Annotated in this window: 5 protein-coding genes; 4 read left to right on the top strand and 1 reads right to left on the bottom strand. The window is 53.0% G+C overall.

Going from position 1 to position 14,915, the window contains the following annotated elements; genetic code table 11:
- The first annotated feature begins 17 nt into the window (after window positions 1-17).
- From MKO97_RS13535 to dnaB, 4 genes are all read left to right on the top strand, one after another.
- The gene (locus MKO97_RS13535) at window positions 18-1,112 is read left to right on the top strand and encodes an LptF/LptG family permease (RefSeq protein ID WP_241103744.1); all 1,095 of its coding nucleotides are present in this window, start codon (window positions 18-20) and stop codon (window positions 1,110-1,112) included.
- On the top strand, window positions 1,099-2,019 hold the full coding sequence (locus MKO97_RS13530; protein WP_241103743.1) for a DMT family transporter: 921 nt from the start codon (window positions 1,099-1,101) through the stop codon (window positions 2,017-2,019). The genes MKO97_RS13535 and MKO97_RS13530 overlap by 14 nt, the downstream gene beginning before the upstream one ends.
- Window positions 2,020-2,059: 40 nt before the next feature.
- Entirely contained in the window at window positions 2,060-3,013 is a 954-nt protein-coding gene (locus tag MKO97_RS13525; protein ID WP_241103742.1) for an acetyl-CoA carboxylase carboxyltransferase subunit alpha, read from the top strand.
- Window positions 3,014-3,159: 146 nt separating this feature from the next.
- Entirely contained in the window at window positions 3,160-4,704 is a 1,545-nt protein-coding gene (gene dnaB, locus MKO97_RS13520) for a replicative DNA helicase (protein ID WP_241103741.1), read from the top strand.
- Between the two features lie 67 nt (window positions 4,705-4,771).
- On the opposite strand, the gene MKO97_RS13515 is transcribed toward dnaB, so the two are convergent.
- Entirely contained in the window at window positions 4,772-14,845 is a 10,074-nt protein-coding gene (locus tag MKO97_RS13515) for a YDG domain-containing protein (RefSeq protein ID WP_241103740.1), read from the bottom strand.
- Window positions 14,846-14,915: the final 70 nt, after the last annotated feature.

The raw sequence follows: 14,915 nt of genomic DNA, 5'->3' as shown, positions 1-14,915 counted from the left end.
TACGCCAGCCACACGATATGAGCATCATCGATAAATACCTTCTCAAGCGCTATCTCGCCACTTTCGTGGTGATGCTGGGTATGTTTATTCCCATCGGAATTGTGATTGACGTATCCGAAAAGGTCGGACGGATGATCCAGAATAAGGTGCCGTTTAAGGAAGTGGCGATATACTACTACGATTTTACGGTATATTTTGCCAACCTTCTCTTTCCCATCTTCCTGTTTCTCTCCGTTATTTGGTTCACGTCGAAGTTGGCGAATAATACCGAAATCATTGCCATCCTCAGTTCCGGTATTTCCTTCACGCGGTTTCTGCGACCCTATTTGCTGGGCGCCGGCATCGTATGCGTCATCGCCTTGTTGATGGGCTTCTTTATCGTCCCGAAAGCGAGCGAGGGGTTTAATAATTTCCGGTATATGTACCTCAGGGGAGGCGGTCGTAGCGAAATGCGAAAGACAACCGACGTTTACCAACAATTGTCTGACAACGAGTTCATTCATGTCTCTTCGTTCAACCAGGTGTCCAAACTGGGAAGTAATTTTACTTATGAGAAGTTCACCGGCGACCCGGGCCACCTGAAACTCCAGGTTAAAATCACAGCCGAACGGATCAAATGGAGCGAGACCCGTGAGAAATACATCCTCAGTAATTACCGCAAACGCACTATTGGTCCGTTCAACGACCGTATTGAAACCGCGGAGAAAAAGGATACGATTTTCAATTTCAAGGCGGAAGACCTGACACCTACGGTCTACGTGGCCGAAACACTGGCCTTGAGCGATCTCTACAAGTTTATCAACCGGGAACGCGAAAGGGGTTCCGCAGCCATTAATGTCTATTTGGTGGTATTGTATAAAAAGTACAGTATCCCCATTTCGGCTTTCATCCTGACCATCATTGCCGTGGCCGTTTCGTCGATGAAACGACGGGGCGGTATGGGCATGAACCTCGCTATCGGCATCCTCCTGGCCTTCACCTACATTTTCTTTGATAAGGTATTTGGTGTACTGGCCGAGAAATCGTCTATGCCTCCATTGGTCGCCGTGTGGATACCGAACGTCGTTTTTGGTATCTTAGCGTTTTACCTGCTACGGAATGCCAAACGATAAGGTCAAAAGCTACCTCCATCTTCATTTCATTGTTTTCGTGTGGGGCTTCACCGCCGTCCTCGGGAAAAAGATATCATTGCCGGCGTTGTCGCTGGTGTGGTTCCGGATGTCGCTTGCCGTATTGTTCATGTGGCTCTATGTCGCCTTTATGCGTATCCGGATGCGGGTACCGCTTCAAACGGTGGCCGCATTTTTGGTAGCAGGTTTCGTGATTGCCCTCCACTGGCTAACCTTTTTCCAGGCGATCAAAGTATCGAACGTGTCTGTTACACTGGCGTGCTTGTCTACCGGCGCTTTCTTTACCGCGTTTCTCGAACCGATTTTCATGAAGCGAAAGGTCGTGTGGTATGAAATCCTCTTCGGGCTGTTGGTCATTGGCGGACTGTGCATCATCTTTCAGGTGGAGTCGCGTTTTTGGGAAGGAATACTCCTCGCGCTGACCTCGGCTTTTCTCTCGGCGACCTTCGCCATTGTCAACGGCACCTTTGCGTCGCGGTTCGATGCGGCCGTCATATCCGTCTACGAAATAATAGGCGGGATACTTCTTTTGACGGTCTGGCTCGCCGTTACCGATGGTTTCGGGCCAGGCTTTTTCGAATTGTCATTGTCCGACTGGACGTACCTCGCCATCTTAAGTTCGGTGTGCACAGCCTATGCCTTCATCGCATCGGTGCAGGTGATGCGGCACCTTACGCCGTATACCGTCATGTTGACGATCAACCTGGAGCCCGTATATGGTATCCTTTTGGCCATCATCTGGTTGAAAGGGGATGAAAAGATGCGGTGGGAATTTTACCTGGGTGCCGCGGTTATCCTCGCAACCGTCGTGATGAACGGTATTTTGAAGACGCGGGCCAACCGGATCGCCGCGACCTCCGATTCGGGTGGAAACGGCATTGAATCGTAACCCAAATACTGTTATCTTTGTGTTTCCAAAATAAAAAATAATGGAATACCTCGATTTTGAGCTTCCCATCAAGGAACTCGTCGACCAGCTCGACAAATGCCAGGTCATCGGAAAAGAGTCGAATGTAGACGTTACCGACACCTGTAAACAAATCGAAAAACGGTTACAGGAGACCCGCAAGACCATCTATAAAAACCTGACAGCCTGGCAACGGGTGCAGTTGTCGCGCCATCCAAACCGTCCGTATACCCTCGATTATATCAAGGCGATGTGTGGCGATTCCTGGTTAGAGCTTTTCGGCGACCGCGCGTTCAAAGACGACAAGGCGATGGTGGGTGGACTCGGGAAAATCGGCGATCAGTCGTTTATGCTGATCGGGCAACAGAAGGGATATAACACGAAAACACGTCAATACCGCAATTTCGGTATGGCCAATCCGGAAGGGTACCGCAAGGCACTTCGCCTGATGAAAATGGCGGAGAAATTCAACCTGCCGGTCGTGACATTTATCGATACACCCGGAGCCTATCCCGGACTGGAAGCGGAAGAACGCGGACAAGGAGAAGCCATTGCACGAAACATATTCGAGATGACGCGCCTCAAAACACCGATTATCTGTGTGATCATCGGGGAAGGAGCCTCCGGAGGTGCCTTGGGCATCGGAGTAGGTGACCGCGTGCTGATGATGGAAAATACCTGGTATTCGGTAATTTCCCCAGAGTCGTGTTCGTCTATCCTTTGGAAAAGCTGGGAATTCAAAGAGCAGGCAGCCGAAGCATTGAAACTGACGTCTGCCGATATGACCAAACAGAAATTGGTCGACGGCGTGATACCCGAACCATTGGGAGGCGCCCATTACGATAAGGAAGCGGCGTATACCATCGTACAGGACCACATCCTGAAGGCCTTCGCCCAGATCAAAGACTTATCAACAGAAGAACTGGTGCGTCAGCGAATGGACAAATACAGCCGGATGGGAGAATACAAAGAGTAAACGTTGCGGTAACGATAACGTAACAGAATCCGGAAGTGTGTTCTTCCGGATTTTTTGTTGGTTATGAACAATAAAATAAACTTTTCAACAGTTCCGGGTGTATTACTTCCCCACATCCGGAGCGCTGATTTCGCTACATTCGTCCTATGGAAAATTTAAGGAATATAAGTCCGTTGCGCGTCGACAAATCGACCCTCATCAACCTCGAAAAAGGCAAGCTGCAACCGCAGGCCGTGGATCTCGAGGAAGCGGTGCTTGGGGCGATGATGATCGATAAGAAAGGGGTGGATGAAGTCATCGATATCCTGCAGCCCGACGCGTTCTATAAAGAGGCCCACCGCTTCATATTCGAAGCGATCGTTCAGCTTTTCACCGATACCCAGCCGATTGACCTCCTGACGGTATCGGCCCAACTGAAGAAAAACGGAAAACTCGAGATGGCAGGTGGCGACTTCTATCTCATCCAGCTGACGCAGAAAATTTCATCGTCGGCCCACATTGAATTCCACTCGAGGATCATCCTCCAGAAATACATCCAGCGAAGCCTGATCCGTATTTCCTCCGAAATCATTGAGGAATCCTACGATGAAACCACCGACGTATTTGACCTGCTAGACAAGGCGGAATCCCGTTTATACGAAGTGACGCAGGGGAACATCAAACGCAGCTCCGAAACCGCCCAAAGCCTCGTCATCCAGGCGAAGAAACGCATTGAGGAAATTGCCTCCCGCGAAGGACTTTCCGGCGTCGCTACCGGATTCGAGAAACTCGATAAGGTAACCTCCGGATGGCAGCCAAGCGACCTGATCATCATCGCCGCCCGTCCGGGTATGGGTAAGACGGCCTTCGTATTGTCGATGGCCCGAAACATCGCCATTGATTTCCAGCAACCTGTCGCGGTGTTTTCGCTTGAGATGTCATCCGTACAGCTCATCACGCGTCTCATCTCTTCCGAAACCGGTTTGTCATCTGAGAAGCTCCGAACCGGAAAACTCGAAAAACACGAGTGGGAGCAACTTACGGTGAAAGTGAAAGATCTTGAGAAAGCGCCTTTGTTCATTGATGATACGCCGTCGCTTTCAATCTTCGACCTTCGGGCCAAAGCACGTCGTCTATCGTCCCAATATGGCATCAAACTGATCATTGTCGACTACCTGCAGCTGATGACCGCCGGCGGAAGCGGAAAAGGAGGGGGGAACCGCGAACAGGAAATCTCCACCATCTCCCGTAACCTCAAGGCACTGGCGAAGGAACTGAACGTTCCCGTGATTGCACTGTCGCAGTTGTCACGTGCCGTCGAAACGCGTGGTTCCAGCAAACGACCATTGCTTTCCGACCTCCGGGAATCGGGTGCGATCGAACAGGATGCGGATATCGTATCGTTCATCTACCGTCCGGAATACTACAAAATCGACGAATGGGACGACGATGAGCATTCACCGACGGAAGGTCAGGCAGAGTTTATCATCGCGAAGCACCGTAACGGAAGTTTGGAAAACATCCGCCTCAAATTCATCGGTAACCTCGGTAAATTCGACAACCTCGACGAATACGGCGGCGGTTTCGATGACCTCCCTTCCAAGATGAACAGCGACGAACATCCGTTTGCCACCAAGCGCTTCCCGTCGGCCAACGAAGCCTTCGGCAGCAATATGAACCGTCCGGATGACGATGGTGACGTGCCGTTTTAAACCCTACTTTCAGATAAACAAAAAAGGCTGCCCAATCGGACAGCCTTTTCTCTTTATACACAGGTTTTTAATAGGCCACTTTTTTCGTGACCGTCGATCCGTTTTTCCCTTCCACCTGAACAATAAGCACCTGGTGCTCGATATTCAGGGCAAAAGTCGTGCGGGTCGCATTGATCTCGTACTTACTTGCTACCAAACGACCGCGGATATCGAAGATCTTCACCGATTGCATGTCAACGGTTCCGGAGTTTACTTCCAGCGATGTTCCGTTTTTGTAAACGGTTACGGTGTTATCAGTCAGTACAGGTTGGTCGGTACCTAATGTGGTCGTGTTATACACAATCTGGAAACGGTCGTTGAACGTTCCGGCTTCGGTTGCGAAGGTGTAATCACTGGCTTTGATATCGTGCAACACATTGGTTACATTGTCTTTAAGGTAAACCGCCTGGCTTCCGAAAAGGCCGTCGAAACTGTTTAGTGTGATGGTGTAATTGCCCGCTGTCGGCGTCTTGATACCCATTGGCACTATGTCACTGTCGGCGAACGGAAGCGCACGGCCCTGGATACTATACGCCTGGTTGTCGATAACCGAATAAAGTTGTGGTGCATTTTCCGGTATCATAGCACCATCATACAACGGCTCGATAGCATTGGTGGCATTTGAAACATAGCCGACAAGCGACTGGCTCATTACGGCCCCGTCTTTTTTCAGGTCGAGCCAGATGCGGTGGCGTTCCGGGGCATCGGTTACGTTTTCAGACGAACGGAAGAACTGGTTTTGATGGTTGTTCACCCGCATCGCATTGGTGAAGGTTACCGTTACGGAAGACGGAACGGTTACAAGGAAACCTTGTCCGACCTGGATCGTACCGTTCGGCACTTCACCACCCGCAGCGGCAGCAGCACCGGTGCCGTTATAGGAAGCATAGTTCGAAGCACCCGGCGCGGTTTGTGTGATGTGTGTCCAGAAATACAGTGTGCCAATCGATGGGTTGGCAGAAAGGAAGGCATCTGCGCTGATCGGCGACGGATACGGGTTACCAATCAGGTTATTGCCCAATGCCGTCGGCGCCACACCATTCGTTGCTTGGTAGGTATACGTACCGTTGTTTGGTACGCCTTTAAAGGTACCTGTCCAAGGTGCAACGGTAGACGGATGGTTATTCGGTGCCCGCACCATATAGCCTTTGGTAGGCAGGAAGTTGTAGGTCGCGGTATTTTCACCCAATCCGTTCGGTGCAGCGGTGAACAGCGCCTCGAAGCCATTGGTGTCTTCATTCAGGATGTAGAAGCGGTTCGAGAGCGTCTGGTTCGAGAATCCGAACAGGTTTTGTCCTGCCACCGGCGCCGACCAATAGATGTAGTCCTGGCGTTTGATGTTAGCCGTACGGCGTACAGAAACGGATCCGGTATTCGCATTTGTAGTCGCAGCCGGATTCTGCAGCAAGAGGCCGTTGTTTTCCAATACGAAACTGTTGTCGGTGGTATTGTTATTCACCACAGCACCCTGAACGGTCAGTGTTTGTCCGGACGCGACGTTAACCGAGCCGGAAGGTGTAACAGTAAGGTTGGCAGCGGTGAACGTACCATTCGTAGCCGTTGCGAACGGTCCGTCGATTACAGCGTCAATCTGGGCAGTGGGTCCGGTGACGTTTGACCACGCGGTGCCGTCCCAGGTTACGCTGGCCGGAATTACCGTTCCGTAAAGGGTGACATCGTCAAGTCGGAACGTACCGGTTGAAGAAGCGGCTGTTCCCGTTAGATCGGCGCGTTGTGTACCGTATGGATAGACGCGGAAGGTAACGGTTCCGCCTGCTGTTGTCACGAAATCACTAAAGTCCCACGTAGCCACAGTGCCGGTCGGAGCGGATAGGGGAGCGGCACTCCAGTCGGTGAACGTGGCAAAGTTGTCGGTACTGTAACGGACGGCAAGACGGTTCGGCGCACTGTTACTCGCCTGACGGAAGAACGAAAGTCCGGTCAGGTTGAGTTTGTATCCGCTCGTTGCCGAAACCGAAAACTCAATATACGAAGTCGTCACGACCGCAGCGGTAGCGTTCAGTGTGGTCGAGTTGAAGACGTTCGCGGTCGAGTTACACGTGATCGTATTGCGGGTGAGGGCCGCACCACTGGCATTGGCCGGCGTGACCGGCACGTTGCCGTTGGTCGGACAGGCCGATACGCCGGTGAATTGGTTCAGGTAAAGTCCGCTCAACACCGTCAGCGTCTGAGGTGTTGCGGCACTGCTGTAGTTGGTGCTTTCCGCCTGTGACGCGGTGATAGTAGCAGAGCCTGTACCCACGACCTGAAGTTTCCAAATACCGCCTACATTGGTAACCGTAGCCACACTCGTGTCTGATGACGCATACGTAATCGGGTTGAGTGCGGATGTGGCCGACGTAGCCGTCAGGTCAAATACCGGTTCGAGGTCGGTTTTCGTTGTAAAGGCAGCGAACACAATCGTTTGCAGGGCTTTATTGATCGTCCCGGTGAGGGTCGGTTGGGCCAGGGTGTAGTTACCTGCGTTCGGTCCGGTAAGGGAGTACGAAGTCGTAACCGGTTTATCGGTGCCGGCATTGGCGTCTACAAAAGCACCACCACCTGTCAGGCTGACGTTGTCGGATCCCACAATGCCTGAAAGTTGTGCGTTGGTAATCGTCGCAGTAGTCGTGCCATCGTAGGTCTTCGTGGTAACGACAGCATTCACGACCGTCAACTGTTTCGGATCGATCGTAAGCGATTGGGCTACTGGATTGGCTGGGTTGTAACCCGAACCGCCGGTTTGTGACGCGGTAATCGTAGTAGTACCCACACCGACGATGGTTACAGTGGCACCCGAAACCGTAGCAACGGCAGGGTTCGAGCTGATATAGCTAACCGGTAATCCGGAAGTGGCCGTAGCATTGAGCACAAACGGAATGTCCCCATACGTGCGGTTCGCCAACGGATCGAACTGGATGGTCTGATCGGTTAGTGAGGTATCTGCTACATTTAAAAGACGCGCTACATCCGGAGCCGCGAAATAGTCTGCATTTCCGGCCTGTGATGCGGTAATTGTAGTGGTTCCGACTCCCACGATATGTACTGTCGTACCCGAAACCGTAGCGACGGCGGTGTTTGAGCTGGTGAACGTAATCGGATTGATAGCGGCGGTCGCGGAAGTCGCAACCAACGTGAAGTCCGGATCGGATACATCCTTATCCGCCAAGGGATCGAACGTGATTGATTGCGTGCCTTTTGCCACGGTCACTACCAATGTTTTCGTACCGGTTCCGGCAGCATTGGTCGCAGAAATCGTTACGTTAAAGGTGCCCGCCTGTGTTGGCGTACCCGAGATGACGCCCGAATTGGTGTCGACGGTTAATCCCGCTGGCAATCCTGTAGCACCATAGCTAACAGGTGCATTGACGGCGGTGATGGTATAATCTGTAAAGACCGTTCCGACCGTAGCCGATGCCGTCAGCACGGTATTCGTTACGTCAGGCGCGATGAGTTTCGGTGCCATCGCTATACCTTTCGCAATTGATCCGGCCGGAGCCGTATACAGCACCAAATTATTGGCGGTGGTGATGCTAAGCGTCGCATTGTGGCCCGCTGTATCGGTCAAACGTACGACGTTGTTGGCAGCAAGCGCTCCCTGACCCGTTGAAACGAAGAGGTACGCGCCTCCCGCCTGTGGTTGGGCTGCGATTGAGAAACCTCCAAAATTAGTGGTATAGGTACCGTTTGCCGTCCAGTTGCCACCTACCAGCGAGTATTTCGCAATGGTACCGGCCGTATTGGACGTCGCGTAAATAAGATAAAGAATGTCGAAGGTCGTGCCGTTCGTACCCGATGAGATAAGGTAGAAATCCTGTAGGCTGGTCACCGAAGCACCCAAGCCCGGAAGAACGGTGAGGCTGCTTCCGGTAGGCGCCGCTATCGTGCCCACGGCGATGGTGCTGCTTTGCGCATATACGGTGCCGCCAAACGCTTTTACGCCACGGAAGTTTCCGGTCGGACTCGGCGTCGTGGCACTATTGGTATAGAAACCACCCTGGTCACCAATGAAGAAGTTCGTATTGTTCACGCTGGTCGCGCTGCGCGCCTGTTGGCCGGTCGTGCCGGTATAGGTCGTACCGATGGTAAACGTGGCCGTGTAATCGAGTGAACCGACACCTCTCGGGTTCAAGGCATTGACGTTGGCTGCCGTATCAGTGCTGTTCGCGCCGGTAAAGTACAAACGGGTACCGTCGTTGCTGGTTGTCAGATAACCGGTTGAGGTGGCGCTGCCTGAGAAACGAAGGGCGTTTGCACCTGTACCTGGAATAGCGGTAGTCGTAACGGCACCTGCCGCAGTCGGACTCAACTCGACGATGGAAGCAGTGGTGTTGGTCGAAACCGATGACGGGTTCGTCACCAATACGGCGATGTTGCCATTGGTGAAGGTGGAAGCCGTTACGGTCAGGAGTTGTGGAACGTCGGATGCGGCCTCGTAGTTTCCGTCACCGACCTGTGAAGCGGTGATGGTCGAGGTGCCGATCCCTACAATAGTGACGGTACTGCCCGAAACGGTAGCAACCGACGGGTTCGAACTCGCATACGTAACAGGAAGGTTCGAGGTTGCCGTAGCCGTAAGTGCGAACGGAGCGCTTGCGGTCGTTTTTGAAGGAAGTGCACCAAATGCAATCGTTTGGTTGGCTTTTGTAATGGTACCCGTCAAGGCAGGTTGTGTGACGAAGTAGTTGCCACTGCGCGTTCCTTGCAGGCCGAAGCTGGTTGTGACCGCGATGCCGGATGCCGCATTCGAAGAGGCGAATACACCGGATGTCGCGTTGGTAAGGGATACATCGTCAGTGTTGATTACACCCGACAACGTGGCTCCGCTGATGGTTGCTGCTGTCGTACCATCATACGGTTTGGTTGCGACGACGGCACCGGTTACGGTAAGCTCTTTCGTAGCCACCGAGAGGTTTTGTGCCACATCAGGGGCCGGGTTGTATCCGGATCCACCTGATTGCGAAGCGGTAATGGTAGCATTTCCGGCCCCAACAATCGTAACGACATCGCCGGAAATCGAAGCCACGGCGAGGTTTGAACTGCTGTAAGTCACCGGAAGTCCGGAGGAAGCGGAGGCTGTCAGCGTGAAAGTGGCATCGCCATAGGTTTTGGAAGGCAACGCACCAAAGGTGATGGTTTGGTTCAGGTTGGTGGCCGCCGAGACGTTCAGCGTCCGGTCGACAGAGGTAGCATAGTAATCAGCCGATTCGTCCTGCGAAGCGGTAATGATCGTGCTACCGGCCCCGACAATGGTTACGGTGTTACCACTGATGGTCGCTACCGAAAGATCGGAACTTGTATAGGTAATAGGGTTGATGGACGAAGTAGCCGACGTCGCGGTAAGCACGAAGTCAGGATCGCCCACCTGTTTGGAAGGAAGTGTGTTGAACGTAATCACCTGCGCACCTTTGTCGATCGTAATCGTTAGCGTCTTTGTATCACTTCCCAATCCATTGGTAGCAGTGATCGACACGTTAAAGGTACCGGCGTTCACCGGCGTGCCGCTTATGATACCGCTTACCGTGTCAAGTGAAAGTCCGTTTGGCAGGGTAGAGGTACTAAAGGAAGTTGGATTGTTTTGCGCCGTGATGGTATACGAGAACGTATTTCCGACTTCGCCAGTGGCAGTTAAGGCACTGTTGATGACCGGTGCGCTCGGGCACACGTTGAGCGGCGCATCTGCTGCACTGATGACCAGGGCGGTCGTACCACCTGTTGGGTTTACGGTATTGACAGCTGTCCAAACGCCATCGGTGTCGAACGCACATCCTACAAGGGTGTTGAGGTTGTCGCGTTGTTCAATCCGCTTGACGCCATTGGCATTGCTGTTCGGGATGATCGCATTCCAGCTTCCGGCCGCAGTAGCATAACCCGCTACAAGGCTTGCAACGGTCACACCTGTGCTCTCTACCACGGTAGAGGCTAGCGGACGACCCGTTCCCGATGTAGTATCATATAATTGGACGAAGTTCTTAGCCGTCGCACTGGCGGTACTCTTGATGAACGTACCATTGGTAGCGGTACCCGTTGTGCCAAATGACAATACGGTCATACCAAGGTCGAGTGCCCGACGGTAGTACGTAAGGGTTCCGGTGGCGTTCCCGATCACAATCGTCGGGAAGATCGTATTGCCTGCGGTGAAACGGGTGTTTCCTGTATTGACGAATCCGAACCATCCGGTGTAGCTTCCGGTGGCATCGGTGGTAAGCGTTTCATAGTTACCCGGACTGCTGATGCTTGCGCTTGTACTGTAGGTAAACGTAGTACCCGCCGCGTTGAGCAACAACGGGTTCCCGGCGCCCGGGTTGGTGGTTCCGAGATCTGCCGAAGTGGCGCCGTTGATGAAATAACGATATTGGGTATTCGGTGCGAGTCCGCTGACCGTTGCCCGGAACATCACAGGAAGACGGGTAGACGTTCCTGACCCCATGAAGCGCGGCACCGTTACACCCGTAAAGTTGGCCTGTGTCAACAGCGGAGCGTTCACTACGAGCGGTTGCACCACGTTCGACGCGGCGTTGTAGTTGGCATTACCGGCCTGCGAAGCCGTGATGTTGGTAGTTCCAGAGCCGGTGATAGTGACGGTAGTACCTGAAACGGTCGCTACCGTTGCAAGAGAACTGGCAAAGCTCACGGGTAAGCCGGCGTCAGAAGAGGCAGTGATCGTGAAGGGTGCGTCTACTGTTTCTTTTGAAGGCAACGCGGCAAACGTGATGGTTTGATTGGCTTTGTCGATGTTTGCTGTGAGGGTCAGTGGGGTAAGCGAGTAGTTTCCGATCGCGGTTCCTGATAACGAATATCCGGTCACCGTTACGGTTTTTGCGGTGCCGGCGTCAGGGGTGTCAAAGGTGGCAACGGGCGTACCCACCAGGGATACGTCTTCACCTGATACCACGGTGTTCAAAACGGCTGTTCCGCTTAATGTGGCATTCGTGGTCTGGTCATAGGTTTTAGTGTCGGCTGTAAGACCACCAATTGTAAGCGTGCGAATGGTGATATCAGCGGAAAGTCCGGTAGGCTGCGTAAAGGTATAATTACCTGCTGCCGATCCGGTAAGACTGATCGTAGCCGTGACTGGAATCGCGGTTCCTACGTTGGCCGAATCGAATAGGCCTATACCGTCGTAGCTGACGTCATCCCCAGAGACTATGTTTGTAAGCGTACCGGAGATGGTCGCCACATTCGTTCCATCATAGATTTTGGAGCTCGCAACCGCTGCTGACAATGTCAACGGACGGGCAGAGATATCAGCGGTAAGCCCTGTAGGTTGCTGTAAAACATAATTGGCCGTTACACTGGCGCTTCCGGTCAAGGATGCCGAAGCGATTACGGTTTTTCCATTGTCGACATTCGCTGTTTGGAAAGCGGCCGTACCGTCAAATGAAACCGGATCGCTGTTGACAATACCTTGTAGCGTACCCGTAAAGGTAGTGCCCGTAGTGCCATCATATACCTTTCCAGCCGCCACGGCACCTGTTATGGTAAGGGTTTTAGGGTCAATCACGAGGTCACGGTTTACAGACGGTGCCGAATCGTATTGGCTGTCGCCCGCCTGCGAGGCTGTGATGGTGGTGGTACCGGCGCCTACGATCGTAACAGTGGTTCCGGAAACCGTGGCAACAGCGGGGTTCGAACTGCTGAACGACACGGTTAAGCCGGAAGTGGCTGTTGCTGTGAGGTTGAAGTTACTATCTCCGTAGGTGCGGTTGTTCAGCGCCGCGAACGAAATGGTCTGCGGGGTGAGCGTACCTGCCAAAATCGAAGCGGTGAGGCCCGTCGGTTGTTGTAAGGTATAGTAGGAAGCCTGCGTACCCGCAAGTGTGGAGGTCGATGTGACGGCAATACCCGTACCGACCGCAGCCGTGGCAAAGGTTCCAGTGCCGACGAGTGAGACATCATCTGTTCCCACAATACCGGAAAGGGTACCCGTGATTACGGCGTTGGTGTTCCCGTCGTAGGTTTTGTCTTGCGCCGCCGCATTCAGGACACTAAGACTCTTGGTGCTGACGGTGGTTCCGCCCGCCAACGCGATCGTTTGGTCGGATGCGCCGCTAGTGCTGTGTTGTATGGTGCCCGTATACGTTCCGGGAACGGCCGAAGCAGACAGGCGGACGTAGATCGTCGTCGAACTAAGGGTTCCGGTGCTGCCTATAGTGAGCGGCGCCACACTTGTTCCGACAGATGAAAAGTCGGAAGACGTAGCGATCTCAATACCAGCCGGTGGTGTGATCAATACGCCCTGCGTAAGATTAACGGCAGAAACGGTATAGGAAGTAAAGGCCGAAGCAGAACCGTATGTAGTGCTAAGTGCACTAAGGGATCCGCTCAGGCTGATGATAGGCGATACGTTTTGGGGAACGACTTCACCGTCTGCCAGTATCGTGGCACCGCCTGTATAGCCATCAAACGAGATTTTTGCCAATTGGGCTGGTGTAAGACCCGTTGCGTCCGAGCCCACAAACAGGCGACCTGAAGTGCCCGGTCCGCCAGCCGTTCCGGTCCAACCGTAAATGGTCAACGTACCGCCATTCCAGGTGATGCCGTTGCTCGCCTGAAAAGGAACACCGTACATCGATGCACCTGTCAATTCAATCGATGAGTTGGCATTAAGGTTTAAGGTGCCGAGGTTCTGGAAGGTTCCGGTGCTAAGTGTTCCGCCGTTCAGGATGACGGCAGACAAGGGGGAAATAGCCTCGTCCGAACCTAATACCAGTTTGCCTGCGGTAATAGTAGTGCTACCGGAATACGTATTTCTTCCTGTGAATGTGAGGGTTCCATTTCCAGATTTAACCAGGCTTCCCTCTCCCACTATAGTCGAGGTCAGGGTGGATACCGCCCCGTTTCCGAAGGTGGTGTTGCCCGATTGGTTCACCGTTAATATATGACCCGTAGCAAGGTTTATGGTCTGCGTCACGGTTCCGGTGGTAGCGGTAAACGAACTCGAGAGGCTGCTGACGGTTTGCGCGGTATTATTGAGATTAAGCGTGGTAGAGTTGGCACCTGTCTGCGCCATTACCAAAGCGCCGCTTCCCATAGAGGAGCCGCTCGACACCGTAAGGGTTCCGTTTCCGATCTGCGTCCCGCCGGTCAGTGTGTTGCCCGTACCGGATAAACGAAGGGTTCCGGCAGCCTGTTTGATAAGGTCGCCCGATCCGGTCATATTTCCAGAGAATGCCAACGTGTTGGTAGCACCATTCGCTTCAATCCGGGTAGCTGCTAAAAGGTTGACGGTGCCTGCCCAGGTGGTGGTTCCTGTACCATTGATGTCAAGCGACGGATTGGTCGTTTGGTTCGGGTTGAATTCCAATGCCTGTGAAGCGTTTCCGTATGTGCCCGCTACGTTGAAACGGAGCAGACCACCGGTATTGATCCGGACCGTACCGGTCGAAGGAAGCGCGGTCGTATTGTCGATTCTAAGGCGACCTGTAGAGGTACCGTTTACCGTAATGCCGCCATCAAAACTATTCGTACCCGAGAGGCGAAGATCGCCGCTACTTGTGAGGTTTAGGGTTATCCTTCTACCAACACCTGTTATACTACTTGATATGACGATATTTCCAGTGCCGTCTACGTTGATTACGTTATTAGTTGCATTACCTAACGCCAACGACATGGTCTGGTTACCACTTCCCTGTGTGTTTTGGATGGTAAAGGTCTGGCCACTGGCATTTCGCAAAATAGTGTTATCGATTCCGTTGACGGTGACACCCATAGGGCGGAAGGCTCCAACAGCGCCGGCTGAACCCGAGCTGTTTCCGATCAGAAAAGTGGCCGCTCGGGCACTGGTAATCTCAACGGCGCCGACTTCCTGGATACGGTTACCCGTCGTTTGGGTACCCGCATTCGTCGTACTGTTGAAATTGATACCTACGCCCGCGGTGCCGGTAGGGTTGGTACCAAATTGCGCGATACCGGAGGCGGTAGGCACATTTCCTCCCGTCCAATTACTTCCGGTGAGCCAGGCCGATCCAGTACCGCTGGTCCATAATTGGGCCGTAGCAGGTACTAGTCCGGCGAATAAGAAGACCGTCACACAGAGAAGAAACCGTGTCAGGCTGACCGGTTTGGCTACGTGCGATGTTTCGCATAGTGTTCCTTTCATGAGAATCGTTTTTTGCACATTAGGTTTGCTACAAAATTAGCTTGTAACAAGCATCTGATTTACAGCGTGT

This window comes from Flavobacterium sp. HJ-32-4 (assembly GCF_022532105.1).
GTDB lineage: Bacteria > Bacteroidota > Bacteroidia > Flavobacteriales > Flavobacteriaceae > Flavobacterium.
The sequence above is the reverse complement of the archived record's forward strand: the minus strand, read 5'-3'. Positions and strand labels throughout refer to the sequence as shown.